Source organism: Thermostichus sp. OS-CIW-20 (assembly GCF_054061455.1).
In genome coordinates this window covers 1-25403 of the sequence record NZ_JBSSEF010000015.1, presented here as the reverse complement: position 1 = coordinate 25403, position 25403 = coordinate 1, and the positions used below count along the sequence as shown (strand labels likewise).

At 60.5% G+C, this 25403-nt stretch carries 21 protein-coding genes, 1 tRNA gene and 1 pseudogene; 19 read left to right on the top strand and 4 right to left on the bottom strand.

What is annotated here, in order from left to right; all coding sequences use genetic code 11:
* Window position 1: 1 nt before the first annotated feature.
* The gene (locus ACVWXC_RS07230) at window positions 2-130 is read right to left on the bottom strand and encodes a hypothetical protein (protein ID WP_457391850.1); all 129 of its coding nucleotides are present in this window, start codon (window positions 128-130) and stop codon (window positions 2-4) included.
* 24 nt (window positions 131-154) lie between these two features.
* On the opposite strand from ACVWXC_RS07230, the gene ACVWXC_RS07225 reads away from it, so the two are divergent.
* The 8 genes from ACVWXC_RS07225 to ACVWXC_RS07190 all read left to right on the top strand — a co-directional run bounded on the left by ACVWXC_RS07225 (window position 155) and on the right by ACVWXC_RS07190 (window position 8626).
* Window positions 155-715 carry a DUF192 domain-containing protein gene (locus ACVWXC_RS07225; protein ID WP_457391852.1) on the top strand — a complete coding sequence of 187 codons (561 nt, stop codon included), beginning with the start codon at window positions 155-157 and terminating at the stop codon, window positions 713-715.
* Between the two features lie 124 nt (window positions 716-839).
* Window positions 840-2108: a bifunctional sterol desaturase/short chain dehydrogenase gene (locus tag ACVWXC_RS07220; protein WP_457391854.1), complete on the top strand. Its 1269-nt coding sequence runs from the start codon at window positions 840-842 to the stop codon at window positions 2106-2108.
* A 173-nt stretch (window positions 2109-2281) separates the two neighbouring features.
* On the top strand, window positions 2282-3082 hold the full coding sequence (locus ACVWXC_RS07215; protein ID WP_228375396.1) for a DUF4397 domain-containing protein: 801 nt from the start codon (window positions 2282-2284) through the stop codon (window positions 3080-3082).
* A 74-nt stretch (window positions 3083-3156) separates the two neighbouring features.
* Complete coding sequence (locus tag ACVWXC_RS07210) at window positions 3157-4014, top strand: FAD-dependent thymidylate synthase (protein WP_011429152.1); 858 nt, start codon at window positions 3157-3159, stop codon at window positions 4012-4014.
* 26 nt (window positions 4015-4040) lie between these two features.
* Window positions 4041-4814 (top strand): class I SAM-dependent methyltransferase, encoded by a 774-nt coding sequence (locus ACVWXC_RS07205; RefSeq protein ID WP_240530504.1) that lies wholly within the window; start codon window positions 4041-4043, stop codon window positions 4812-4814.
* 148 nt (window positions 4815-4962) lie between these two features.
* Window positions 4963-6423 carry a sugar transferase gene (locus ACVWXC_RS07200; RefSeq protein ID WP_099812565.1) on the top strand — a complete coding sequence of 487 codons (1461 nt, stop codon included), beginning with the start codon at window positions 4963-4965 and terminating at the stop codon, window positions 6421-6423.
* Between the two features lie 9 nt (window positions 6424-6432).
* A complete protein-coding gene (gene purC, locus ACVWXC_RS07195; protein WP_099812564.1) occupies window positions 6433-7209 on the top strand; it encodes a phosphoribosylaminoimidazolesuccinocarboxamide synthase in 777 nt (258 codons plus the stop codon).
* A gap of 7 nt (window positions 7210-7216) precedes the next feature.
* Window positions 7217-8626, top strand: coding sequence for a DUF2157 domain-containing protein (locus tag ACVWXC_RS07190; protein ID WP_457391857.1), 1410 nt, complete (start codon window positions 7217-7219; stop codon window positions 8624-8626).
* A gap of 1068 nt (window positions 8627-9694) precedes the next feature.
* Here ACVWXC_RS07190 and hemC read toward each other — a convergent pair.
* Window positions 9695-10681, bottom strand: coding sequence for a hydroxymethylbilane synthase (gene hemC / locus ACVWXC_RS07185; RefSeq protein WP_414389078.1), 987 nt, complete (start codon window positions 10679-10681; stop codon window positions 9695-9697).
* Between the two features lie 275 nt (window positions 10682-10956).
* Here hemC and ACVWXC_RS07180 point away from each other — a divergent pair, with 275 nt between their 5' ends.
* The 10 genes from ACVWXC_RS07180 (at window position 10957) to ACVWXC_RS07135 (ending at window position 20333) form a co-directional block, all read left to right on the top strand.
* Window positions 10957-11418 carry a YlqD family protein gene (locus ACVWXC_RS07180; protein ID WP_011429159.1) on the top strand — a complete coding sequence of 154 codons (462 nt, stop codon included), beginning with the start codon at window positions 10957-10959 and terminating at the stop codon, window positions 11416-11418.
* Between the two features lie 188 nt (window positions 11419-11606).
* Window positions 11607-13052 carry a glycosyltransferase gene (locus tag ACVWXC_RS07175; RefSeq protein WP_011429160.1) on the top strand — a complete coding sequence of 482 codons (1446 nt, stop codon included), beginning with the start codon at window positions 11607-11609 and terminating at the stop codon, window positions 13050-13052.
* Window positions 13053-13125: 73 nt separating this feature from the next.
* Window positions 13126-14118 carry a ketol-acid reductoisomerase gene (gene ilvC, locus ACVWXC_RS07170; RefSeq protein WP_099813279.1) on the top strand — a complete coding sequence of 331 codons (993 nt, stop codon included), beginning with the start codon at window positions 13126-13128 and terminating at the stop codon, window positions 14116-14118.
* A 27-nt stretch (window positions 14119-14145) separates the two neighbouring features.
* Complete coding sequence (serS, locus tag ACVWXC_RS07165) at window positions 14146-15453, top strand: serine--tRNA ligase (protein ID WP_457391860.1); 1308 nt, start codon at window positions 14146-14148, stop codon at window positions 15451-15453.
* Between the two features lie 91 nt (window positions 15454-15544).
* A complete protein-coding gene (locus tag ACVWXC_RS07160; RefSeq protein WP_011429163.1) occupies window positions 15545-15979 on the top strand; it encodes a BlaI/MecI/CopY family transcriptional regulator in 435 nt (144 codons plus the stop codon).
* On the top strand, window positions 15976-16848 hold the full coding sequence (locus tag ACVWXC_RS07155) for a M56 family metallopeptidase (protein ID WP_099812561.1): 873 nt from the start codon (window positions 15976-15978) through the stop codon (window positions 16846-16848). The genes ACVWXC_RS07160 and ACVWXC_RS07155 overlap by 4 nt, the downstream gene beginning before the upstream one ends.
* 149 nt (window positions 16849-16997) lie before the next feature.
* Window positions 16998-17069, top strand: a tRNA-Asn gene (locus ACVWXC_RS07150).
* A 384-nt stretch (window positions 17070-17453) separates the two neighbouring features.
* Window positions 17454-17972, top strand: coding sequence for an inorganic diphosphatase (locus ACVWXC_RS07145; RefSeq protein WP_041438773.1), 519 nt, complete (start codon window positions 17454-17456; stop codon window positions 17970-17972).
* Between the two features lie 98 nt (window positions 17973-18070).
* Window positions 18071-18820, top strand: coding sequence for a cytochrome c biogenesis protein CcdA (locus ACVWXC_RS07140; protein WP_011429166.1), 750 nt, complete (start codon window positions 18071-18073; stop codon window positions 18818-18820).
* Between the two features lie 76 nt (window positions 18821-18896).
* On the top strand, window positions 18897-20333 hold the full coding sequence (locus ACVWXC_RS07135; protein ID WP_457391863.1) for a cytochrome c biogenesis protein: 1437 nt from the start codon (window positions 18897-18899) through the stop codon (window positions 20331-20333).
* Here ACVWXC_RS07135 and ACVWXC_RS07130 read toward each other — a convergent pair.
* A complete protein-coding gene (locus tag ACVWXC_RS07130; RefSeq protein ID WP_457410466.1) occupies window positions 20330-22639 on the bottom strand; it encodes a GAF domain-containing protein in 2310 nt (769 codons plus the stop codon). The two genes, ACVWXC_RS07135 and ACVWXC_RS07130, sit on opposite strands and share 4 nt — an antisense overlap.
* Before the next feature lie 3 nt (window positions 22640-22642).
* Window positions 22643-22837, bottom strand: a pseudogene (locus ACVWXC_RS07125) (PAS domain-containing protein); the annotation flags it as partial.
* Window positions 22838-24123: 1286 nt separating this feature from the next.
* On the opposite strand from ACVWXC_RS07125, the gene ACVWXC_RS07120 reads away from it, so the two are divergent.
* Window positions 24124-25278 carry an FAD-binding oxidoreductase gene (locus tag ACVWXC_RS07120; RefSeq protein WP_099884325.1) on the top strand — a complete coding sequence of 385 codons (1155 nt, stop codon included), beginning with the start codon at window positions 24124-24126 and terminating at the stop codon, window positions 25276-25278.
* The last annotated feature ends 125 nt before the right edge of the window (window positions 25279-25403 follow it).

Below are 25403 nucleotides of genomic sequence, written 5' to 3'. Positions count from 1 at the left end.
GCTATGGTATCGGGCTAGGGGTGGAGGGCTCTTGCCCAAACTGGCCGTTGTGGCTGCGCTTGAGGGGAGCCTGGCCAAACTGGCCGAGGATCCCTCCCTCTCGCTTAAGGAGCAGGGTAGGATTGAGCATGCCCAGCTCAACAGGAGACAAGAGATGAGTTGGCAGTCACAGAGGGGTCGGCGCTCCTACCAGGTTGTCCCCGTGGGCGGGATTGCCTTGGGCCTGGCTCTGCTGCTGCTGGGATGTGCCTCCTCATCTTTGGAAGCCCAGGGGACGGCAGCTGTTGCCAACGCTACCCCCGCCAAAGGAGAGCCCCAGCACCTGCCCGTGGAAGCAGAAGTAACCCTTGCTGGTCGGCGCTTTGAGCTGGAGGTGGCTCGCACCCCTGAGCAACAGCGGCTGGGCCTGATGTTCCGTACCGATTTGCCGCCCAATCGCGGCATGTGGTTCCCCTTCGACCCACCCCAGCCGGCTGCCTTCTGGATGTTCAACACACCGCTGAACCTGGACATTATCTTTCTCCACCAAGGCCGGGTGGTGTACATCGCCGCCAATGTGCCCGGCTGTCCCGCCCTGCCCTGCCCCACCTATGGGCCTCCCCCCAGCCAGCTAGTGGACAGCGTGCTGGAGTTCCGTGGCGGGACGGCAGCGGCCTTGGGCTTGCAAGTTGGAGATACGGTTGAGATCCGCGAGCTCTCGCCCAAAGCTCCTTGAGGGTCCTGTTGGCCGTCTTGATTGCGATTGGGATGGCCTCTTTGCGATGATTCTTCCTAGGGGTCGCTGATGCAAAGAGGCGACGGCGAGCTCAGGATGGTTCGGCTACTGCCAGCAAAGCCCTATGGAGGTTAGCAGCGTAGCCCAGTGGCTGGGGGTCGGGGCTGTGGCCCTGGCTTCTGTGCTTTGGGCCGAGATTGTGCGGGATGTGCGCCATTGGCTAGCTCACCAGTGGCCCTGGCTGATGCCCAAACACACCCTGCACCACCGCCTGTTTCGCCCCGATCTCAGCGTGGTAGACCCAAAGTTATACCGGGAATCCCAGTGGCACCACGATGTCCCCGAAGCGGCGACGATGATCCTGGCCGGGATCCCTTGGGTGGTGCTGTTGGGACAGGGATCCTGGCTGTATGGCCTAGCGGCGGCGGTGGGGGTACTCTACTCGGCCAGTTTTCTGGTTGCCGGCATGTTGCGCGGCTGGGGGCTGGCCCTGCAGACGGACATTACCCACCAACCCGGGCCTTTCCCTGCTCCTCCTGCCCAGTGGCATGTCAACCGCGCCTACCACTGGCGGCACCACTTCGACGATACCAACGCCTACTTTTGCGGCACCCTGACCTTAGTGGATCGGATCATGGGCACCAGTCTCTCCTTTAAAGGCAAGCGCGTGGCCGTCACCGGTGCCTCTGGCACTCTGGGCCGGGCCCTCTTGAAGCACTTTTCCCGCCATGGGGCCAAAGTCATCGCCCTCAGCTCCCATGCGGATTCGGTCGCCATCGAAGTGGACGGCCAGCCCCAGCCGGTGGAGACCATCCACTGGCAGGTGGGTCAGGAGGGATCCCTGGCCGGGCTCCTGGAACGAGTCGATATCTTGGTGATCAACCACGGCCTCAACGTGCATGGGGAGCGGGATCCCGAGTCGGTCCACCAGTCCTATGCTGTCAACACCTTCTCCGCTTGGCGCCTGATGGAGCTGTTTTTCCAAACGGTGCGCGGCAATCGGGAAATGGCCACCAAAGAGGTTTGGGTGAACACCTCCGAAGCCGAGGTCAGCCCTGCTTTTAGCCCTCTCTACGAGCTCTCCAAACGGGCCCTGGGCGATCTGGTTACCCTACGCCGTCTCGATGCCCCCTGTGTGGTGCGCAAGCTCATCCTCGGGCCCTTCAAGAGCCAGCTCAACCCGATTGGAGTCATGTCAGGCGATTGGGTGGCCGCCCAGATCCTGGCCCAGGCCAAGCGCGATTGCCGCAACATCATCGTTACCATCAACCCCCTCACCTACCTGCTTTTCCCGCTGAAAGAGTTGGCCGTCAGCACCTATTTCCGCTTGTTCAGCCGCCGCTCTTCTCGCCCAGCTCTTCTGGGTCCGGCCGCCGGGATCCCTTTGATTTAGGGGGGCCGCAAATCCTGCCCGGCTCTATGGCATCAGGCGCAAAACTGGGGTAAGACAAGAGCAGGTTCCTTGGCGGCAGGGGATGGGATCCCTTGCGCTAACCCGAACTTTTGGGGAGCGAGAGGGCTCTTCCGCTCGATCTCCCTTATGAACCCTGGGTGTGAGGAGTAGGAGTGAGTGTAAACATGGTGCGACAGTGGGTGAGCGCAGTCCTCTGCGTGGTGGGCGGGGCTTTAATGCCGGGGCTTTTGTCCGGCTGTGCCATCCCGATGCCTTCGGCATCCGCGGGAGTTTCTGAGATCCAGGTGCGCTTGGTGCATGTGGCCCCCAATGCCCCTCGGATCGACTTGGAAGTGGGGGGGGTAAGGGCTGCTCAAGGTGTAGCCTATGGCTCGGTGAGCGAGTACGTGCGTATGCCGGCGGGCGAGTACGACATTGTTTTGTTTTCAACCCCTGAGACGACCAGCCCTGGCCAGCCCGCGAGTTTTAAGGACTCCGTTCCGCTAGCGCGAACGGTTGCGGCCAGAACTGTGGCCAACCTCAGAGGCGGGGGAGTGTTCTCGGTGGTGGCTGCTGACGAGCCCAATCGCGTGACGGCCTTAGTTTTGGAAGACAACATCAACTCGCTGTTTGACCAAGCCCTGGTTCGGTTTGTTCACGCTGCCCCTGATGCGCCGGCCCTGCAATGGCAGGGGGAGCAAGGGCGGGTGCTGATACCTCAGTTGGCCTTCGGGCAAGTTTCCACCTTTCAAGCCATGCGACCCGGCTTTACCCAAATTCAGGTGGCCATAGCTCCTTCAGCCCCCGCGCCAGGTGGGCAGTCGTCTCCTGGCCGGAGCATTCCCTTGCAACGGTTTGACCTCCAGTTAGAGGCAGGGAAAGTCTATACCCTTTACGTGGCGGGGCTGATGCGCAGCAATCCGGGCCTAAACTTGGTGCTGGCAGAGGAAACGCGGGCTCGTAGGCTCCTATAGCAAGGCTGCTTGCGGCTTGATCCTCTCTATACTGTGAGACTAGCCAGTCGTCTCTAGCTTTGGGGACACAGCCCGTGGATGCCTTATTTCAAGTGGTGGTGCTCAGCCAAACCCCAGATCCCGAACGGGTGATCTACCAGGCGATGCACCAAGATCACAGCCCTGATTTTGTTACCCCAGAGAGCCGGATCCCGGAAAAATATGGCGAGGCCGTGGTGCGGCATCTGCTGGAGGGCAACCGTGGCCACTATGGGCCGCTGGAGCACCCTCAGATCACGTTTGGGGTAGGCTATTTTCCCCATGCTGTCATGCAACAGGCCCGTACTCATCGGGTGGGAATTTCTTTCGACGTTCAATCTTTTCGATATACAGGCCAGCAAATTGCCGATTTGGGCAAAAGACTCTTGTCTGGGCCCCGGAGAACGCCCCCCAACCCCCCGCCCGGCCCCCCCAACCAGCCCCCCAGCCCCCCGTATACGGGGGGCTGGGACGAAACTTCTGCTTTTGCCGACAAAACCGGGGCAGAGTTAGCTTTGCAAGAGTTGGAAACTCTATTTTACGTTCCCGCCAGCGTCAAGGAAGGCAAAGCCAAAACCCGCCAAGGCTTCAAGCCCATCTCTCCCGAGGCCCTAAACATCATTCTTGAGCAGTATCGCAGCCAGGCCATTGCCTATTATCGCCTGGTCGAAGAGTGTGGGGTGCCCTATGAGGATGCTCGTAACATCATCGGCTACGGGATCCGCCAACATTTTGTAGTGTCTTTTAATTGCCGCAGCTTGATGCACTTTCTGGATTTGCGGGCTAAGGAGGATGCCCAGCGGGAGATCCGCGAGCTGTGCGAGTTGATGTGGCCCCACTTCGAGGCTTGGTGCCCCCATGTGGCCGCCTGGTACCGCCAAAACCGCTGGGGCAAGGCCAGGCTTTCTCCCTAACAAGTTCCCAACCATTGGGGACGACTATGGATCCCAAAGCTTATGAACAAATGGCAGGCCTAGAGGATCGACATTGGTGGTTTGTGGGCCGCCGACAGATTCTCAGCCGGGTTATTGCAGGGATCCCTCTTCCTCCCTCAGCTTGTATCTTGGAAGCGGGATGTGGCAGCGGTGGCAACCTGGAAATGTTGTCTCAGTTTGGCCAAGTCTGGGCCATGGAAAGAAGCGAAATAGCATTGCCTTTGGCCCGGGCTCGTGGCATTGCGATTGTGGAAGAAGGCGAATTGCCGCATCGGATCCCTTTTGGCTCTCAACAATTTGATTTAATTGCTCTGCTGGACGTTCTGGAACATTTAGACGAAGACACAGCAGCTCTGGAAGCCCTCATCCAGAGGTTAAAGCCATCTGGCTACATGGTGATCACGGTGCCGGCTTATCCCTGGCTGTGGAGCGCCCATGACGAGCTCAATCACCACAAGAGACGCTACACAGCGGCACAACTTCTCTCCTTACTCAAGAGCGCCGGCTTGCAAATTCATACCTTTACCTTTTTCAACAGCTTTCTCTTCCCTCTGGCAGCAGGGATCCGCCTAGCCCAGAAAATACTTCGCCTGCGGGAAAGTCCAGACTTGAAAATGCTGCCCCTTTGGCTCAATCAACTTCTAGCAGAGATTTTTGCCGCGGAAGCCTATTTGATCCCCAAGTTTTCGTTGCCCTTTGGCCTGTCGTTGTTGGCGGTAGCCAGCCCTATTGCGGCAGCGGGACGGAGCCCTTTGAAAATTGCTCCTCTGGGAAACTGAGCCTCTTAATCCTCAACTTCTCGCCGTTATTACCAGTTTTTTGAGTCAACTTGGCCGATCGCGCTAGCGAGACGGAGTCCTTGCAGCCTCAAGGGGATAATCTTTTCATAAGATTGTTCCCAGTCTTCGTTTTTGGAGGAGATAGCTCTTGGCCGATCGCGCTAGCGGGACGGAGTCCTTTCGCACCAGGGAGACGGAACCTTTGCGCAGCTACGCCCTTCGCTTGGATCCGCATCGTCTGTGGGTGCCCCTAGCTTGCTTCGGGGATGGCCTTTGTATTTGGTTGGCCTTTGGGGCAGGTTACTGGCTGCGCAGCTTGCGCCCTCACCAGCTTTTGCCGTGGGATGTTTATGCCGGCCTGGGATTGCTGACCGTTCTCAGCTACTGGGGCGTTCAGGCCGGTTTGGGCGGATATGGCGAATCGAAGCGCCTATCCCGCTTTGAGGAATGGGCCAGTTTGCTGCTGGGGCTGGGGGTGACCTTTGGCCTGGTGTTGGCAGGGGCCTTCTTCGTGCGCTCTGTCTCGCTGTCGCGCTTGGTAGTGGGCTATGCCGGCCTGCTGGCCCTGCTCGGCCTGACGGGGATGCGGTTAGCGCTGCGGCTGGGCATGGGCTGGCTGTATGCCCGCGGCCAGGGGCGGCGACGGGTGATCTGGGTGGGATCCGGCTTGCTGTTGGCCGAGGTGCTGGAGCGGCTAGAGCGCTGCCCGGCTTTGGGGTTTGAGATCAAGGCTTGGGCCGTGGCCGGGGATCCCTCGGCGCCAGAAGCGGGGCCTCTGCAAAAGCTGGAGCGCCTGGATCCCGCTCATCTGGTGGCCTATGTGCAAGCTCACCCTGAGATCCAAGAGGTGTGGTTTGGGCAGCCGGAGCTGGCCAACGCGCCCCTGCTTCTTACTTTGCAGGCTCTGTCGGTGCAGGTGCGCCTGGTGCCAGATATTCTTGGCTTCTTAACGGTTAACCTGCAGTTCCACTCTCTGGACGGGATCCCGCTGCTGACGCTGCGCCACCCCCCTTTGCGCTACGCCCACAACCGTTTCCTCAAGCGAGCTATGGACATCTTGGGAGCTTCCCTGGGCTTACTGTTGCTCAGCCCCCTGTTTGTGGTCATCGCCGTGCTGGTGGCCTGCAGCAGCCCCGGCCCCATCCTGTATTGGCAGGAGCGGGTGAGCTTGGATGGGCGTCGCTTTTGGATTGCCAAGTTCCGCACCATGCGGGTGGATGCTGAAGCACCCGGCCAGCCGCGCTGGACGCGCCCCGGGGATCCGCGCCGAACCAAGATAGGAGCCTTTTTGCGCCGCACCAACCTGGATGAGCTGCCCCAGCTTTGGAACGTTTTGAAGGGGGAAATGAGCTTGGTGGGCCCCCGCCCGGAGCGGCCCTACTTTGTCGAGCAATTTAGCCAGGAGATCCCCAAGTATCTGGATCGGCATTTGGTCAAAAGCGGCCTCACCGGCTGGGCTCAGATCCACGGCCTGCGGGGAGACACCAGCATCGCCCGCCGCACCCAGTATGATCTCTACTATGTGCAAAACTGGTCCCTGTGGCTGGATCTGCGCATCCTGGCCATTACCCTTTGGCAAGGGATCCGCGGACGGCTGACCGGATATTAGGGGTTGCTTATGCCATCCTCGCCCACGCCCCAAGAACTCCTTTACGAGGGCAAAGCCAAACGGGTCTACCGCACCGCCGATCCCCAGGTTTACCTCTGCCAATACAAAGACGACGCCACGGCTTTTAATGCCCAAAAGCGGGGATCCATCCCCGGCAAAGGAGAAGTCAACTGCACCGTCTCTAGCCGGGTGTTTGCCTACCTGGCGCAGCAGGGTATTCGCAACCACTTCTTGAGCCAGACCGGCCCCCGTGAGATGCAGGTGCGCGCCCTACAGATCCTGCCTTTGGAAGTGGTGGTGCGCAACCGCACTGCCGGCAGCCTCTGCCAGCGCTTAGGCCTGGAGCAGGGCCTGCCCATCGAGCCACCCCTGGTGGAGTTCTACTACAAAAACGACGCCTTGGGAGATCCCCTGGTCACTCCCGACCACATCCGCCTGTTGCACCTGGCCACGCCGGAGCAGGTGGAGAAACTGGGATCCCTGGCTTTGGCAGTCAACACTCACCTTGGCAACTTCTGGCGGCGCTGCCGGCTGGAGCTGGTGGACTTTAAGCTGGAGTTTGGCCTGGACGAGGAAGGGCAGATTTGGCTGGCGGACGAGATCAGCCCCGACACCTGCCGCCTGTGGGATCTCCAAGGGACCGAGCCGCGGGTGCTGGATAAAGACCTTTTTCGCTTTGATCTCGGCGATCCGGCAGCCGGCTACCAAGAGGTGCTGCAGCGAGTGCTCCAGGCTACGGATCCCAATCTCCCCTCTCCTGCAGCGCGGGAGAGGGGCAGGGGGTGAGCGTGCCATGACTTCTCCCCGCCCCCCCGGCCCTGACGAGCGCTTCCGCCGCCAACTGGCCGACCTGTTGGACACCTGGGTGGAGCAGGGGCTCATCCAGCCGGCGCAGCGGGATCGCCTGCGCGAGCACTACCAACTGGACAGCTTGCCGCGAACAGCTGGCAGCCGCTTTGCCCTGTTGCTGCTGCTGTTGGGCGCCGTGCTGGTGGGCTTGGGGGTGATCTCCTTCGTGGCCGCCAACTGGGACGCCATTCCCCGCTCGGCCCGAGCCTTGGGATCCCTGGCCCTCATGGTGGGGCTGCAGGTGGCCGGCTTGCGGCTCTGGCAGCAGGGATCCCCGCGCTTAGGCAGCGCTTTGTTGATGGCCGGCGAGCTGTCTTTGGGGGCCGCCATTGGCCTGATGGCCCAGTGGGTTCAAATCGGGGGATCCCTGGCGGGCTTGTTTTTGGGCTGGGGGCTGGGCAGCTTGGCCGTGGCCTACAGCTTGGTCCACACCCCCAGTGGCGTCTTGGCCTGTCTTTTGTTTGCCCTGGCTGGAATGACTGCCGTCTGGGAAGGAGGGATCGGCTCGGCTCTGGATCCCCTCTACCCCTGGCTGGCCCTGGGCCTGTTGCTGCCTCTTGCCTATGGGTGCCGCTCCCGCTGGATCTTGGCTTTGGCGCTGGTGAACTTCGGCCTGGCGCTACAAAGGTTGGCAGAGCGCTGGGACAGCTGGACCCTCTGGCTGCTGCTTGGCCTTGCCGTCGTCTGGGGGCTGGGAGTCGGGCACCAACGCCATGGGCACTGGCTAAGCCGGATCTGGACCGGAGAAGAGGGCCAGGGTGGCGAGCAGGAGCAGGGCTTGGATCTGATCCCGACGGCGGAGGGGCTGGCTTTGCTGGGGTTGGGCTTCTTGCTCTACATTTGGAGCTTTCGTGACGCCTGGGACTGGGATCCCAAACCCCTGCCCTTGTTCCAAGCTGGGGATCCCTGGGCGGGCCTGTCGGCAGCAGGATTGCTATTGCTAGCCGGTTGGAGCTGGTGGCAGGGCTGGCAGGCAAAGAGTTCCCAGCCCGTTTCTGCTTGGCTGAAGGATGCTGCCGTTCTGTTCTCGCTGGTTGCCTTGGTGCTTTTGCTGGGGATCCGCAGCGCCCTGCCTTTGAACCTAACCGCAAAGGTAGCCTTGGCCTTCTTTGCTCCCTGGATCGTGACCCTTTTGCTCGTGGGATTGTCGGTGGTGCTCTGCTGGGAAGGGCTGCAGCGGAGGCGGCGGAGCCGCTTCTGGCAGGGGCTATTGGGCCTGACCTTGGTGGTGCTGACCCGCTTTTTCGAGTACCAGACCAACCTGATGACCAAATCGGCGGTGCTGGTGGTCTGTGGGATCGGCGTGATCTGGCTTGGGCTGAAATTTGAGCGGCGGATTTTCTCCCGTCTCTAATTCTTGCCCTTCTAGGAAGCCAAGCCCCGCTACATGATCAAGCAAAGGAAAAAGCTGGAATTGAGCTGGAATTCACAAGAATTTACAAAGTTTAAGGAACCTGCTTGTATTCCCCAACGTCTTTGCTAGTAAATTCTCAGCTTTGGCTTGAGCTGAGAAGGAAGTGGGCATCTCTATCAAGATTTGGAGAATACAAATGAAAGTAGGACTGCGTTTGGGTATTTTGGCTTTGCTACTTACGCCCTTTTGGGAGAGTGGTTCTCTTTCGGGTGTTGCCTTGGCTGAAGATCATCTTTTAGTGGCTCAGGCCCCGGAGCCAGCTAGGCAGCCTATGCCTTCTGTGCCTAGATCGATACCCTCCCCAGTTCCCATAGCTCCGGTAGGATCCTCAGAAACTCTAGATGAGCTATTCCGCCAGGTTCCTTTCCCCCTTTCGCCAAGACCTCTGCCTGGCCTTCCGTGCTCGAGACCCATGGTGTTGCGCTCAGTAACCCTCAGCGCTCCTCCGCCAAACCCTGCTTCCCCCCTGCAATCGGAGGTTCCACCCAACGTTTGGGCAACTCTCCAGGGCCCTTTCGGGACAGTCAACTGGGGAGATCGCCGACCCGATAAAGTCTTTGCTCATACCTTCCAATGGAGCCCCCCTTGTAAAACGGGCTGCCGGATGGGAGGCACCCTTACGTTTACCTATAGCAATAACTTGCAGGCAACAAGTAACACAACTCCTGATGCCGGGAACGACAAGTACTACCTATACAACGGCGGGACTTTAACTCAAGCGGGGTTTTTGTATACTTTCTCAAGTCCGCCTTCCCAAATTCCGCCTGGCCAAACCTTCACCAAAACTCTAACCCTCTCGCCGGCAGAGATTGCCAACAACCAAGTGACCTTAGTAGTTCAAGATGATACGGCGGTTTTGGGAGCTAAGCTAGAGCTTAGATACTGCTGCTGCGAATGCGAATTTCCCATTTGAGTGCAATTCACGTAGGGGGGACTTCATTGTTCCCCCTTTTCTTCAGCTGAACCTAGCTGAAGTTCTCAAAGCCTACTCAGAAAAAGTAGGAAAGCCTAACGGCGGGCCTGGGCAAAAATGGCTTGCAAAATCTCGTCGGCCCCCTGCTGTTTTAGCTTTTCTGCAAGAGCCATCCCCACTGCCTCGGGATCGGCAGTGGATCCCGTCTGGGTATCGCGAATGAGCCGCCGCCCCTCTAGGTCAGCCACCATGCCGGTCAGGTGCAGCTCTTCACCCTGAACTTGGCTGTGGACGCCGATGGGCACCTGACAGCCCCCCTCCAGCGCCCGCAGGAAAGCTCGCTCGGCCAAACAGCGCGCTGTCGCCTCCGCATCGGCTAAGGGTCGGATAAGCTCCAGAATCCGCTCATCTCCCTGCCGACACTCGATCCCCAGGGATCCCTGGCCAACCGCGTACAGAGACACACTGGGATCCAGCACCTCGTGGATCCGCTGTTCTTGGCCCAGGCGCTTCAGCCCCGCCACCGCCAAAATTAGGCCGTCGTACTCCCCCCGATCCAGCTTGGCCAGGCGAGTGTTGAGGTTGCCCCGCACATCCTTGAAGTGCAGGTGGGGAAAGGCGTGGCGCAGTTGGGCCAATCGCCGCAAAGATGAAGTGCCGATCACCGTTCCTGCTGGCAGGGTGGCCAGTTGGTAGCCGCGCAGCTCTTCCCGCAGCACCAGCGCGTCCAAAGGATCCTCCCTCTGCGTAATCGCCCCCAGGACCAGGCCTTCCGGCAAACGGGTGGGCAGATCCTTAAGGCTGTGCACCGCTAGATCGCTGCTGCCGTTGAGCAGGCTGACCTCCAGCTCCTTGGTAAACAGGCCCTTATCGCCAATTTTGGCCAGCGCCACATCCAGGATGATGTCTCCCTGGGTGGAAAGGGTGTGCAGCTCTAGCGGCAATCCCGGATGGTGGGCCTGCAACTGCTCCATCACCCAGTGGGTCTGGGCCAAGGCCAGCTCACTTTTGCGGGAGGCGATCCGCACCGGCTGGGCAGCCCCTGCCGAGGGTTGCCAGGGAGTTGAGGCCAGTTCGCTCATGGCTGCTGCAAAATCCGAGAACACCGTCTTTCACGCTAACTGACTTTGCGGCGCCGCACGGCAGCGGCCTTCAAGATCCTTAACCAAAACTGCCATTTCCCCCCGATCCAGACTTTACTACGGGGATCCCAGCCGGTAGGATAAGTAGACGGATTCTCCGCCGCGGCGGGGAGAGTTGTGGTCTGTCAAGCCTCCTTCTCCAAGGTTGCTAGAGGACAATTCTCTGTAAGCACAGGGCCCCCTGATTTGCTTGGTAGTCTGCCTGGATAGGTCTTATGGAAGAAAACAACGTCGGCAACGGCACTCAGTTACTGCTCAAGCGCACCATCCCTGTCAAGGTGGTGGTCACCCCCCTTTGGAAGAAAGAAATGCAGGAGCAATTGGAGCGGCAGATCGAAGCCACCGATGCTCAGATGCAGCAACTGGAGTTTCAGGGCAAGCGGGCCATTGCCGAGCTGGAGAAGCAAAGCCCTAACCCCAACAGCCCCCAGGTGCTCCAACAGGTGGAAGCGGTGAAAAGCCGCGTGAACGAGCAAAAGATCAAGCTCTTGGATCAAAAAAACCAGTTGCTTCAGCAGATCAACCAACTGAACAACCTGGAGCTGAACCAAGAGGTGCTCCAGGGCAGCGTGGAGAGCTTCTTCCGCGTGCAAAAGGGAGACAACCTGATCCAGAAAATGCAGGTGGAGATCCTGCTGGAAGATGGGGTGATCAAGGAAATTCGCGGCAACCCATAAGCTCTTCATATCCTTTGGGAGGACAGGGATCCCTTGCTGTGGGGTAGCAGATCAAGACCTTTGGTCTTAACCCAAGTCGGTGGCAACACAATAGGTGACAATAATTAACGGCCTCTTAACAGCCGCTGGGCTCAAGCTTGGGACGGCTGGTGCGTACGGGCAAAGTTGTTACCTACGAGATGCTCGCCATGTCTGAGTTTGTCTGGTCAGAGCCTGCCCCCCTCGAGGACCTACATCTTCCCGATTGGTTGCTCACCTCGGCTCAGCGCCGCCGTCTCAAAGCTTTCCTGGTTCTGGCGACGGTGTGGGGGCTGGTCAGCCTGATGCACCAGGTAGCGGTAGCCCGCTGGTTTACCGTTGGCCTGGCCACCTTCATGGTCATCCACATCAACCGCCTGTTCCGGCTGCAACCGGCGGCTCTGCCGCCCCCCTTGAGGCTTTACCCTCCTGGAACAATGGCCTGGGATCCCGCCGCCGCCGAAACGGCCTCCCTGCCTTTGCCTGAGGTGGGCGGGGCTCAGCCCTTAGCGCTGGCGGGTTCTCCTCTGCCGCGAGTGGCGGTGTTGATCCCGGCCAAAAACGAAAGCGCAGTGCTGCCGCGGCTGCTGCACAGCCTCACCCAGTTGGATTACCCCAGCAGCCACCTGGAGCTGTGGGCCATTGACGATGCCAGCAGCGATGCTACCCCCGACATCTTGCAGGAAGCCCAAAAGCGGATCCCTCACCTGCGAGTTTACCGACGGCCACCAGGGCGAGGAGGCGGCAAGTCTGGCGCCCTCAACGAGGTGCTGCCCCTGACGCGGGGGGAGATTATCTTGGTCTGCGACGCCGACGCCATTGTGCCCCCGGATTTGCTGACTCGCACCCTGCCGCTGTTCGGCCAGACCCCCCGCCCCGGCAGACGGACAATCGGCGCCGTTCAGGTGCGCAAAGCCTTGAGCAACCCCAACGTCAACTTCTGGACCCTGGGCCAGGTGGCGGAGATGGCCTCCGATGCCTACTTGCAGCAGCAGCGGGTGGCCATCCGCGGGATTGGGGAGCTGCGAGGCAACGGCCAACTGGTGCGACGGGATGTCCTGGAAAAGTGCGGCGGCTGGAACGAGAACAGCCTCACCGACGACCTGGATCTTACTTTTAAGTTGCACCTGGCGGGGGTGGATATTGCCTTTTTGACGGAGCCGGCCATCGTCGAAGAGGGAGTCACCTCTTGGAAAAGCCTTTGGCACCAGCGTTGCCGCTGGGCGGAGGGGGGCTACCAGCGCTACCTCGACTACTGGCCAGGGATCCTCAGCCGCCGCCTGGGCATGGCCAAGACAGTCGATCTCTGGGCCTTTTTCATCTCTCAGTACCTGCTGCCGATGGCCTTAGTTCCCGATACCCTCTGGGTGCTGTTGACGGGCCACTCCTCGGTGCTGCTCCCCTTGAACGCCCTGGTCATGGGATCTGTGACGGTGGCCTTCTACCGCGGCCTGCGCCAGGTGGAGGGGCTGCGCGGGCGAAAACTCTGGTGGCGTACGGCTCTGGGCTTGGTGTACATGCTCCACTGGCTGCCGGTCATGATCGTGACCACGGCTCGTATGTGTGTGCAGCCCAAGCGGTTGCGGTGGGTAAAAACGGTGCACCATGGCCTCTAGTTCTGCTGTTGGGGATCCCCCAGATCCTGCTATCCTAATCAAACGCCAGCTCACCAAACTACCCAGCCCGACTATGGCCCGCCTCTACTACGACACTGACGCCAACCTGGATCTGCTGGACGGCAAGACCGTCGCCATCATCGGCTACGGCAGCCAGGGCCATGCCCACGCCCTCAACCTGCGCGACAGCGGTGTCAACGTCCTCGTCGGCCTCTACCCCGGCAGCCCCTCTTGGCCCAAAGCGGAGCGGGACGGGTTGACGGTCAAGACTGTAGCAGATGCTGCGGCTGCCGCCGACTGGGTGATGATCCTGCTACCGGACGAAGTGCAAAAGACCGTCTTCCAGAGCGAGATCCGCCCGCATCTAAAGCCGGGGAAGGTGCTCCTATTTGCCCACGGCTTCAACATCCACTTCGGGCAGATCCAGCCGCCCGCAGACGTGGATGTCATCATGGTCGCTCCCAAGGGCCCCGGTCACCTGGTGCGGCGCACCTACCAGGAAGGCCAGGGGGTGCCGTGTCTGTTTGCCGTCCATCAAGATGCCTCCGGGATGGCGCGGGAGCGGGCCATGGCCTATGCCAAGGCCATCGGCGGCACGCGGGCCGGCATTTTGGAGACCAGTTTCCGCGAGGAAACTGAAACAGATCTCTTCGGCGAGCAGGTGGTGCTCTGCGGCGGCCTCACGGCTTTGATCAAGGCGGGGTTTGAGACCCTGGTGGAAGCAGGCTACCAGCCGGAGCTGGCCTACTTCGAGTGTCTGCACGAGGTTAAGCTAATCGTGGATCTCATCGTCGAGGGGGGCCTGGAAAAGATGCGCCACAGCATCTCCAACACAGCAGAATACGGCGACTACACCCGTGGCCCCCGCATTATTACCGAGCAAACCCGCGCTGAAATGAAGCGGATCCTGTCAGAAATCCAAAGCGGCCAGTTTGCCCGCGAGTTTGTCTTGGAAAACCAGGCCGGCAAGCCCGGCTTTACGGCAATGCGCCGCCGCGAGGCGGAGCACCCCATCGAGAAGGTGGGCAAAGAGCTAAGGGCCATGTTTAGCTGGCTGAAGCAATAGCCAGAGGTCGTCTCACAGGCAAGTCTCGTGCTGGATCTGAAGCTGCTGCGGGATCGCCCAGAAGAGGTACGCCAAGCCCTGGACAAGCGCGGGGCCAGTGTCGACCTGGACGGCATTCTCCAGTTGGATCGGGAGCGCCGCCGCTTGGAGGCCCGACGCGGCTCTCTGCAGGCCGAAAGCAACAGCCTGGGCAAGAAAGTGGGCGAGCTCATCCGCCAGGGAGCGGATCCCCAGGGAGCGGAGGTGGCGGCCCTGCGGCAGCAGGGGGCAGATCTCAAGGCCGAGATCGCCCAACTGGAACAGCGGGAGCGGGAGCTGGAGGAGGAGGTGCGCGCCCGGTTGCTCACCTTGCCCAACTTGCCCTTGCCCAGCGTGCCGGTTGGCCAGGATGAGGCCGACAATGTGGAGGTGCGCCGCTGGGGGGATGCGCTAAAACCCACCCACCCCGTTCTTCCCCATGACGAGATTGCCGAGAAGCTGGGCCTCTTGGAGGTTGGCCGTGCCGTCAAGGTAGCCCAGAGCCGCTTTGTGGCTATGGTAGGGGCAGGGGCGGCTCTGGAGCGGGCCTTGATCGCCATGATGCTGGAGCGCCACATTGCCGCTGGCTACACCGAGGTGATCCCTCCCTTTTTGGTCAACAGCGCTGCTCTGGAGGGGACAGGGCAACTGCCCAAGTTTGCCGCTGAGAGCTTCCGCTGTGCCGACGACGACCTCTGGCTGATCCCGACGGCGGAAGTGCCCCTCACCAACCTGTACCGGGAGGAGGTGATCCCAGCCGAGCGCCTGCCGCTCTATTTCTGTGCCTACACACCTTGCTTTCGCCGCGAGGCCGGCAGCTATGGCCGGGACACCAAGGGCCTGATCCGGCTGCACCAGTTTCAAAAGGTGGAACTGGTCAAAGTTACCCACCCCACCCAGTCGGAGGCAGAACACGAAAAGCTGGTGCAAGATGCCGAGGCCATTTTGCAGATGCTGGAGCTGCCCTACCGGGTAGTGGAGCTGTGTACCGGCGATCTAGGTTTTTCAGCAGCCCGCTGCTTCGATCTGGAGGTGTGGTTCCCCTCCCAAAACCGCTACCGCGAGATCTCCAGTTGCTCCAACTGCTGGGATTTCCAGGCCCGCCGCGCTAACCTGCGCTACAAAGAAGCAGGGCAAAAGGGCACCCACTTCGTCCACACCTTGAACGGCTCCGGCTTAGCGGTGGGACGGGCTCTGGCCGCCCTGTTGGAAAATCACCAGCAGCCGGACGGCTCGATTCGCATCCCCCAGGCGCTGCGTCCTTTCCTCAGCTCCCGCTTCCTCTCGGAAGACGGCGCTCTCCGGACTGCTCCCTGAGCCATTCTGCCGCGGTGCTCCAGCAAGCCATAGCTGTGGAGAGTATGAGAGTATGTCAATCTAGATAGGGATCCCTACCCTGCCAGGGTTTATGTTGCCCAAGCATCGTCCCAAGCAACTCTCACTAGGCCCTCTGGAATCCGAGATCCTCGATATCCTTTGGGAGCTGGGCAGTGCCAGCACCCGCCAAATCCACGAGCGCATCTTGGCCGATCCCGACCGAGAGTTGGCCTATGCCTCTGTAACTACCGTTTTGCGGCGCCTAAGCCAGAAGGGCTGGGTGAGCTGTGAACGTCGCACCGATGCAGAAGGGCGGAGTCTGCCGATGTTGTGGCGGCCCCGTCTTTCTCGCCAGGAAGCTGCCAGCCTCAGGGCCTTTGCCCAGTTGCAGCAGTTTTTGGCGGTGGGCGACCCAGACACCGTGGCAGCCTTTGCCGATAGCCTGGATCAGGCCAGCGTGTCCCAGTTGCAGGCGATTGCCGAGCGGTTGCGGGCGGCCCGCGAGGCCAGGAGGGATCCCCAATGAGCCACTTGGGCATGTTGCTGTTGGGTTTGGCCCTGAGTTGGCTGTGGCGGGCCCAGGTGCGGCTGGATCGAGCTGGTTCCTGGGCCCAGCGCTGGCAGTGGGCCTGGATCCACTTCTTGCTGCCGCCGCTGTTTTTGCTAATGACTGCCCTTGCTTTGGCTTGGATGGGGCCGTGGGGACAAATGGCCGGGGCAGGAGGCTGGTTCTGCTACGGCTGTGCGCTGCTGTTGCTGGCGCTGGCTGCAGGCGTGGCCCTGCGCTGGGCTTGGGAGTACTGGCGCGTCTGCCGACGCGCCCGCCTGCGGGCTCTGGCCCAAGTCAATTTGTATGGCTCTTCGGCCTATGTCTTGAATTTGGAGATCCCTTTTGCTGCCCAAGTGGGGGTATGGAAGCCGCAATTGGTGGTCAGTCGCGGCCTGCTGGAGCAGTTGGATGAAGAACACCTGCGGGCGGTGCTGGCCCACGAAGAGGCCCACCGCCACTACGGCGATACCTTGTGGATGTTTGCGGTGGGCTGGCTGCGCCATCTCAGCGGCTGGCTGCCGAATACAGAGGTCCTCTGGCAGGAATTGCTCACCCTGCGGGAGCTGCGGGCAGATCGCTGGGCGGCCCAACGGGTGGATCCCTTGGTGCTGGGAGAGGCTCTGGTGCAGGTGGTGGGCTATGGCATGGCGCAGCAACCGGCAGCGGCTTGGGTTGGCTTTGCCCTAGAAATGGGATCCGGTGCGGGGGGACGGCTGCAAGAGCGCATCGATGCCCTATTGCAGCAAGAGGAGTCAGGCCCGGTCGCCTCCCACCTTTCCCTGCAGGGTTGGGCCTGGCTGGGGCTGGCTCTCCTGCCTCTGTTGGCCATCCCCTTTCACAACTGAGGTTGACGCCATTCCCCAGCTTGCCTTGGCGCGCCGGTGGGCAGCAGCTTTACAGCCGCTTGAACCATGGCCTGGACAGAGCCAAGAATTTCTTCCTCCGCGGGAGTTGCTTGATGGCCTTTTTTTTCCTACGATGGAAAATACTTCGATCCTCGGTAGCTCAGCGGTAGAGCGGTCGGCTGTTAACCGATTGGTCGCAAGTTCGAATCTTGCCCGAGGAGTTGGGCGGGGGGATGCAAGCTTGATGTTCTCCTCAGCCCGAGAGGACGGGGATTCTTTCTCGCTTGTCGCAAGCTAGGCGGACGGGCTGGCGCCGCTGCCACCTCGCCCCCTTTTTCCCACCCTATACGGGGGGATGAAAGGGAGGCCGGGGGCGCCATCACCCCGACTCCTGGGCGACGGCAGGGACATCGAAAGCGTGGGCAGTCGACTCCAGCCTGCAGGATGTCGAGATGGGGAGACTTATCTCCAGGACTAAAGTCCGGGGCTTGTGCCTCCCGACTTGCTGGTCACCCCTAGTTGGGGTTGGGATGCCGCTGCTGAAGGAACGCTTCGATTTATAATGCCCTCTGGCCGTTTCACCTATTCCGAGGGTAATTGCTGTGATCGACCTGTCGCGGATCCCTGCCCAACCAAAGCCAGGCCTACTTAACCTCCTGATTGAGATTCCGGGCGGGAGCAAGAACAAGTACGAGTTTGACAAAGACATGGGCGTAATGGCCCTAGACCGGGTGCTCTACTCTTCGGTGCAGTACCCCTACGACTACGGCTTTGTGCCCAATACGCTGGCAGGGGACGGGGATCCTTTGGATGGCCTGGTGATCATGGATCAGCCCACCTTTCCAGGGTGTGTGATTGCGGTGCGCCCGCTGGGCATGCTGCAGATGATCGATGCGGGGGAGCCGGATGAGAAGTTGTTGTGCGTGCCCGCTAAGGACCCTCGCTATGCTTCCGTAACCAGGCTGGAAGATATTGCCCAGCACCGCCTGGACGAGATTGCCGAGTTTTTCGCCACCTACAAGCGCCTGGAGAAGAAAGAAACCCAGATCTTGGGCTGGAAAGGCCTAGCCGAAACCGAGGCAGTGATCGCCAGCAGCATTGCCACCTACCAACAGTCCAAGTAGCTCCCCAACTTTTCTGGACTGAAGCTCCCAGTTGGCGCCAATCTGTTCTGGCTTGGATTCCTCGAGCTAGCTTAGGGTTGGACTCGATGGCTTCTGCTATGGCCGATACCCTTCAGCTTTGGCTTTACCACCTGGAACAATGGGCAACGCAACTTGTCCAAGGCCAACTGCAGCACCTTTCTCCGCTGAGCCTGCTGCTGGTGGGTCTGGCAGGTCTGGTCACCAGCCTTTCTCCCTGTATGCTCTCCCTGTTGCCGGTAACCATCGGCTACATCGGCGGCTACGCTCCCACTACCCCCGCCGCTGCCGGAGAAGTGCGCTGGCAGGTTTGGGTGCAATCGCTAGGCTTTGCGGCTGGCGTGGCTTTGACGCTCAGCGGGCTGGGCTTGGGAGCAGCTTTGCTAGGCCGGGTTTATGGACAAACCGCTGCCTTTGGATCCCTAGTGGCGGGAGGGATCGCCATCCTCATGGGCCTGAACCTGCTGGAAGTTGTCCCCTTGCGCTTCCCCGATTGGTTTAACCGGTTGGAGATCCCTGGCCAGTGGCCTGGGCTAGGCCGGTCGGTGTTGCTGGGATCCACCTTTGGCCTGGTAGCTTCTCCCTGCAGCACGCCGGTTTTGGTGGCCCTGCTCGGCTGGGTCTCCACCACAGGGCAGCCCTGGGTGGGGGGCGGGCTGCTGCTGGCCTATGCGCTGGGGCTGGTCTCGCCGCTGCTGTTGGCGGGGGTGTTCGCCGGCTCGATGAAGCAACTGTTGGCCCTGCGGCGCTGGTCGATCTGGTTTACCTATGCCAGTGGCGTGGTGTTGGTGGGCTTTGGCACCGTGACGATCCTCTCCGCTTGGGCCTAAGGGATCCCTGCTGCAAGCTAAGATGGGGCTGCCCTCCAGTTGGGGGGCAGTTCAGATCTTGAGCTGACAACTTCCCATGGTTATCCCCTCTCTGCCGCTGTCGCGGTGGCTTTCCCCCTTGCGTCGGTACTTTCGCCATGAGCTGCTGCCGCTGCTGGCGGATCTGCGTCTGGCCATCGGCCTTTTCTTGGCAATTGCCCTTTTGAGCGCGGTTGGCACGGTCATCGAGCAAGAGGAAACCGTGGCCTTCTATCAGGCCCACTACCCCGAGCATCCGGCCCTGTTTGGCTTTCTCACCTGGCGGCTGATCCTCAAGCTGGGGCTGGATCACGTCTATCGCACCTCTTGGTTTCTGGCCCTGTTGATCCTCTTTGGCAGCAGCCTGGCCGCCTGTTCTTTGACGCGCCAGTGGCCGATGCTCAAGGTGGCCCGTCGCTGGAGCTACCTCACCCGTCCCCACTCCTTCCAGCGGCTGCCCTTTTGGACCTATCTGCCCCAACGCTCCCTGCAGGGGCTGCCGCAGCGGCTGCGCCAGCGGGGCTATGCGGTGTTTCAGGACGGATCCCGACTTTACGCCCGCAAGGGTCTGATTGGGCGGTTTGGGCCTATCCTGGTGCACGTCAGCCTGCTGCTGATCCTGCTGGGGGCCATCTGGGGCAGCCTTGCCGGCTTCAAGGCCCAAGCGCTGATCCCCAGCGGCAGCGTCGCCGCCATTGAACAGGTAACCGGGGCAGGGGATCTGGCTCATCTACCCACCTGGCAAATTCGGGTCAACCGCTTCTGGATTGACTATGCTCCTGATGGCTGGGTGAAGCAGTTTTACTCAGATCTCTCGATTTTGGATGGGGGCCAGGAGGTCAAACGCCAGACCATTTCCGTCAACCATCCCCTCTCCTACCGGGGGGTGACCCTCTACCAGGCTGATTGGAGCATCGACAGCATCCGCATCCGCCTCAACAACAGCCCTCCCTTTCAAATCCCGGTGGTGCCGGTGCCCACCCAAGCGGGCAGCAAGCTCTGGGGCGCTTTTGTCCCCACCCGGCCAGACCTAAGCGAGGGCCTGACGCTGTTGTTGCCCGATTTGCAGGGGACGGCCCTGCTCTACGACACCCAAGGCCAGTGGATAGGATCCCTGCGCCAGGGCATGAGCCTGGCCCTGGACGAAGTTGCCCCCCAGCGCTTCCCCAACCGTCTTACCCTGCACCTAGACGAGGTTATCGGCGCCACCGGTCTGCAGATTAAATCCGACCCAGGGATCCCGCTGGTCTATCTCGGCTTTGGGCTGCTGATGCTGGGGGTGGCGATGAGCTATTTCAGCTACAGCCAAGTTTGGGCCCTGGAGACGGAAGCAGGGCTCTACCTGGGAGGCAAAACCAACCGCGCCCTGGTGAGCTTCGAGCGGGAGTTTGCCCGCCTGGTGGAGCAGCAACTGCTCTCCTCTCCCCCTTCGCCGGCAAAAGAACCCCCTCCTGCCGCTCGCGTCGGCGGGACGGAGTCCTTAGCCAACGGCTAGCCATGGCGGCTGTTTGACCGGCAACGCTGCCCAGGGTCATCTAGCTCCCCTCTCCCTGAGGGAGAGGGGCTGGGGGTGAGGGCGGAACTGCCCAAATCCGGCAGGCTGACCGCGAACAGGGTGCGGTTCTCGCCGCTTTCCACTTGCAGGATCCCTTGCAACAGCTCCACCGCCTTTTTCACCAGCGGCAGGCCCAAGCCGGTGCCCCCCTGGTGGGCGTAGTCCAGGTGCGGGATGCGGTGGAACTTCTCGAAGATGCGCGGCAGGTGCTCCGCTGGGATCTCGACACCGGTGTTGGTGACCTGCAAATGGAGACCCGACGAATCGACCGCCACTTCCAGATGAACCTGCTGGCCGGCAGGGGTGTACTTGGCGGCGTTGCCCAGCAACTCGCTCAAGATGCGGGTGAGCAGCCCCACATCGGTGTTGAACAAGATGGGTTCAGAGGGGGGGTAGGAGATAAAGGTGAGCTGGCGCTCTTGAAAGCGCAGGGCAAAGGGCGGCAACAGCTTTTCCAGCCACTCGCGCACCTCGAAGCGGGCGATCTCCAGACTGCGGCTGCCGGCCTCTAGCCGCTGCAAGTCCAGCAGGTCGTTGACCAAGTCCAGCTCTTTTTGCCACTCCTGTTTGAGGATGTTGAAATAGGGGATCTGCGCCTCGGAAAGGCCGCGCACCTCCAGCATTTTCAGGGCCATTTTCATGCTGGTCAGAGGCGTGCGCAGCTCGTGGGAGACCATGCTGAGAAACTCTTCTTTGAGCTCGTTGAGCTGCTGCAGTTGCTGGAGCTGAGCCTGGGTTTCCTGGTAGAGGCGGGCCTGGCGAATGGCGATGCTGCACTGGGTGGCCACCTGCTCGGCAAAGTGGATCTCGGCCTCGGTAAAGCCCTCCTGGGGCAGGCGAACTAACTTGAGAAAGCCCAGCAACGAGCCGGTGCCTGAGACAAGCTGCCCTTCTTGCTCTTCTACAACCAGGGGGCAGGCAAGCAGGGTACAGCGCCCCCGCAGCGGGTGATCCGTGCTGAGGTAGAGGGTCTGGCCTTGGCGGAGCTGGCGCAAAAGCACGGGATCCAAGGGCAGAGTGACCTTGCCCAGGGGGGGCAGGGATCCCGCCGCTTCGTAGGCCAGCGTGTAGGTCTGGGTTTCCGGATGGATGAGGGCCACACCGCAGGCGCCCAGTTGGAAAGCCTGGGTGAGCTCCCGCACCACGGTGGCCAAGATCTCCTGTTCGTCCAGGCTGGAGCGCACCTTGTCGCCAATCAGCCGCAGCAGTTGCTCGTATCTCACCCGCTGGGCCAGCTCGGCATTGCGCACCTCCACCTGGTAGCGCAGCTCGGCGTTGGCAGCTTGGAGTTGCTCAAACAGCTCCGCCTGTTGCAGCGCCAGCCCCAGTTGATCGGCAATTTGTCGCAAAAAATCCGGCATCCAGGGATCCCATTGTTTGGGGGCGCTGCACTGGTGGGCGATCAACAGCCCCCAGAGGCGGGCCGGCTCGCTGTCTTTGCCGTCAGGGCCAGCCGCCTGCAAAATGGGCACCACCAAGTTGGCCCGCACCCCCAAACCGGCCAGCAGCTCGCGGTGGCAGGGCTGGATGGGGGCGGTGTCGATATCTTCAATGGCCGAAATGCGGCCCTGCTGATAGGCCTGGTGCCACTGGCTAACAAAGCATTGATCTTCGATAACCAGGCCCCGCAGGCTCAACTCTGGCCGGCTGACCGATTGCATGGCGATCTCGCCCACCCAATTGGGGAAAAAGCGGTAGATCACCACCCGCTCCACATCCAACAAACGGCGGACTTCTTCTACGGCAAAACCCAGGATGGACTCCACCTGCAACGATTGCCGGATCCCTTGGGCGATGCGGTTGAGCAGCCGGGCTTGGTGGAGTTGCAGTTGAGCTTGCTCCTGGGCTCGCTTGCGCTCGGTAATATCGACAATGGAGGCAATGCCGTAGATTTGTTTGTCGGGAGTCTCCGCCACAAAAGACGAGAGGTCAACCCAGAGGATCTCGCCGCTTTTGCGGATGTAGCGTTTTTCCATGCGGTAGCCCCGGCGGCGGCCCGCTCGTATTTCTTCGACATAGATTGCCTCCTGCCGCAGATCCTCAGGGTGGGTGAGGTCGGCGTAATTCATGCTCAAGAGCTCGGCCTCGGTGTAGCCGGTGAGCTGGCAAAAGCTCTCGTTCACCTTGACGATCTGCCCCGCCGCATCCGTAACTGCCATGCCCACCGGGGCTTGCTCAAAGAGGTTTTGAAACAGATCTGGCTGATCGTGCAGCGAGTGCTGCCGTTTTTGTTGTGGGTTCTGCAACTCTTTTTCCTGGGTCAAATCCTGTACGCTGGCAATGCCGATTACCTTCCCCTGGGCATCCTGCCAGGGGGCATCCAAAATCCGCACCGGAAACCGCTCGCCGTTGCGACGCATAAAGGTCAGCTCCCAACCCTGCGGGGGCCGACCCTGAGCCAGCCCCTGGGCGAAGGCGGTGGCGATCTTCTCCATCTCCTCCGGGGGCCAATAGACAAAAGGGGGATCCTTAACGCCAGCGGATCCCGGTAGTCGCCGGCGGCCAAGGTTACAACAGGGGCGGTCATCGCCTCAGCCAGGGTGGATCCCTGCCAAGATCGGTCGCTGGCCACCCACCGCAACACAAAAGGATAGCTTGGTAGCCCCGTACTTGAGGACGGGGCGGAAAAGCCCTTGAGCAACTTTAGTTGCTTCTTTGTTATAGTTAGTACAGAGCTTCTCCAGGAAAACAACCTACTGCGGTGCAAAACCCGCGCGGCAATAACTAACCTGGAGGAACTTAAGTCCGAAGTAAGCAGAACTTTGAGGTTATGCCTCAAAGGACTGTCTAGGGGCGTCTTGACAGCGCCTTTGCGAGTCCATTTTGGGCTGCGTAAGAATCCCCTGGGTGGGAGTGTCAAATCCACAGCCGTCAAAATGTCCACCACTCGGCCTGCATCCACCACCAAGGCGTAGGGCCGGGAGCCATTCTTTTGCGCCAACAGGGAGAGAACCTCGGCAAGGGGGCTGTCGAACCCGACCAAGAGTGGCATCTGGCCAAAGCACTGTTCCAGGGATCCCGATGAAGAGCGCAAGTCTTGCACCATGTCGGTGTCAGGGGATAACCGAACCTTAAATTGCAGTCAGAAAAATTTGCAAACAGTATGGCAGAGGGAAACTTTAGCCAAGACCAGACAAAATACTTACTTACGGACTTACTTGCAGGCAGTTTTAGCTTTAGGCATTTGATAGCTTTAACCCAAGCTTAACTTTACAAGTTAGAGTACCACGTCGCGCAAAGAAGTTTCGAATTTTGATATAAATCTTTACATCTATCTGCTGTTTAATTTGCTGGTGCCGAGACTTGGGGAGCAAGTTAAGCTCTTAGCTCGCTGTTAACAGGAATTGTCGATCTAAGTTGCGGCTCTTCCGGTTTATCGAGGTTTTTCCTTCATCTAAAAAGGGGCAATCGCCATCCTGTTGCTCTGTTTTTTTCAAGTATCTTCGCGTCATCGAGTTGAGCTTGGGTTGGTTTCATTAGAGACAGATTTGACAGATTTTGAGCGGCTGCCAGATTACTTGAGTTCAGCCCGTGCTGCCGCGACCCCTCTCAGCCCTCCGCTCCCGGCGAGGGAACTTGGGAAGCTGGCTGCATTCTAAGCCTCATCAAGTACCCATCTGTGGCTGTGCTGCCCAGGTGAGGAGTTTGCCCCCTACACTGAAATTGGGCAAGTTGATCCCGATAGCTAGGGGATCAGATGTTGCCGGCGTTTTGGGCTTAGCTCTTCTCGATGGCTTTTTCTCCGCCGCTGACAGATTTTCTCTCCGGCCAGGCCGCTCCTATTCCCATCCAAACTCCCTCGACGGTTCCAGAATTGGCGCAGCTCCTAAAAGAGTGCCGCGAGCGGAAGGTGCTGCCGCTCGGGCAGGGGAGCAAGTGGGGATGGGCTCCTCGCTTGGAGGCTGTGGATCTCATCCTCAGTACCCGTGGGCTGCGCCGCTTGATCGACCATGCGGCTGCCGACCTAACGGCGACAGTGGAGGCCGGTATGACCCTAGCGGAGCTACAAGCCATCTTGGCAGAGCGGGGGCAATGGTGGCCGGTGGATTCCCTTTACCCTGACTGGGCCACAGTGGGGGGCATCGTCGCCACGGCCGATACGGGCTCGCTGCGCTGGCGTTACGGTGGGATCGGCGATTTGCTGCTGGGCATCACCTGGGTACGGGCCGATGGGGAGGTGGCCAAAGCGGGTGGGCGGGTGGTTAAGAATGTGGCCGGCTATAACTTGACGAGACTGTTCGCCGGATCCCTGGGCAGTTTGGGGATCCTGACGCAGGCGACCCTACGGCTCTATCCCCTGCCGGCAGCCCAAGCAACTTTGGTGGCTACAGGATCCCTGCCCGATTTGGAAGCCTTGGCTCGGCAGGTGCTGAGGGCGCCGGTCAGCCCGGTGGGGGTGGATCTCTGGCTGAAGGCAGAAGGGCCCCAGCTCTGCCTCCATTTCCACGGCTCCGAGCGGGTAATTGCCCAACAGATGACCCAGGTGCAACAGCTAGCTCCTGCAGGATTGAGCTGGCAAGAGGCAAGACCTGAAGCCCCGCCTCTGCCCTCCCGCCGTGCGGGGATGGTGTTGGCCAAGTTCGGCTGCTTGCCTAGCCAGAGCCTGGCTACTCTAGAGCAGTTTCAGTCTCTATTTCCCGACGCTCAGGTGCAACTGCATCGCGGCTGTGGATTGGGGCGAGCCTGGATCTCCCAGCCTGAGGTGGGATCCCTGCTACAGTTACAGCGCCACCTCAAGTCGGTGGGCGGGTTTCTCCTGCTGCTGGAGGCACCGGCAGCCCTGAAGACAGCTCTGGCCCACGATTTCGGCCCGACGGCGACCCTAATGCGCAAGCTGAAGCAGCAGTTTGATCCCGCCGCCATCTTCAGCCCCAGCTTGATATAGCTACTCCAAATCACGCCGAAACGTGACATTCTCTCCCGCTAGGCCCTGACGGGCTGTAGACGGGAGCTTCCGAGAATCACTTCCCGGAGTTGCTGCTTCAACGGACTGGTAAACCAGGATCCTCC

What these genes read in the sequence shown, in the direction of transcription:
- ACVWXC_RS07175 (WP_011429160.1), top strand. Translation starts at nt 11,607, where the DNA reads ATGTCTGAGTTTGTCTGGTCAGAGCCTGCCCCCCTCGAGGACCTACAT.
- ACVWXC_RS07190 (WP_457391857.1), top strand. Translation starts at nt 7,217, where the DNA reads ATGACTTCTCCCCGCCCCCCCGGCCCTGACGAGCGCTTCCGCCGCCAA.
- ACVWXC_RS07140 (WP_011429166.1), top strand. Translation starts at nt 18,071, where the DNA reads ATGGCCGATACCCTTCAGCTTTGGCTTTACCACCTGGAACAATGGGCA.
- hemC (WP_414389078.1), bottom strand. Translation starts at nt 10,681, where the DNA reads ATGAGCGAACTGGCCTCAACTCCCTGGCAACCCTCGGCAGGGGCTGCC.
- ACVWXC_RS07220 (WP_457391854.1), top strand. Translation starts at nt 840, where the DNA reads ATGGAGGTTAGCAGCGTAGCCCAGTGGCTGGGGGTCGGGGCTGTGGCC.
- ACVWXC_RS07180 (WP_011429159.1), top strand. Translation starts at nt 10,957, where the DNA reads ATGGAAGAAAACAACGTCGGCAACGGCACTCAGTTACTGCTCAAGCGC.
- ACVWXC_RS07120 (WP_099884325.1), top strand. Translation starts at nt 24,124, where the DNA reads ATGGCTTTTTCTCCGCCGCTGACAGATTTTCTCTCCGGCCAGGCCGCT.
- ACVWXC_RS07160 (WP_011429163.1), top strand. Translation starts at nt 15,545, where the DNA reads ATGTTGCCCAAGCATCGTCCCAAGCAACTCTCACTAGGCCCTCTGGAA.
- ACVWXC_RS07155 (WP_099812561.1), top strand. Translation starts at nt 15,976, where the DNA reads ATGAGCCACTTGGGCATGTTGCTGTTGGGTTTGGCCCTGAGTTGGCTG.
- ACVWXC_RS07230 (WP_457391850.1), bottom strand. Translation starts at nt 130, where the DNA reads ATGCTCAATCCTACCCTGCTCCTTAAGCGAGAGGGAGGGATCCTCGGC.
- purC (WP_099812564.1), top strand. Translation starts at nt 6,433, where the DNA reads ATGCCATCCTCGCCCACGCCCCAAGAACTCCTTTACGAGGGCAAAGCC.
- ACVWXC_RS07225 (WP_457391852.1), top strand. Translation starts at nt 155, where the DNA reads ATGAGTTGGCAGTCACAGAGGGGTCGGCGCTCCTACCAGGTTGTCCCC.
- ACVWXC_RS07205 (WP_240530504.1), top strand. Translation starts at nt 4,041, where the DNA reads ATGGATCCCAAAGCTTATGAACAAATGGCAGGCCTAGAGGATCGACAT.
- ACVWXC_RS07135 (WP_457391863.1), top strand. Translation starts at nt 18,897, where the DNA reads ATGGTTATCCCCTCTCTGCCGCTGTCGCGGTGGCTTTCCCCCTTGCGT.
- ilvC (WP_099813279.1), top strand. Translation starts at nt 13,126, where the DNA reads ATGGCCCGCCTCTACTACGACACTGACGCCAACCTGGATCTGCTGGAC.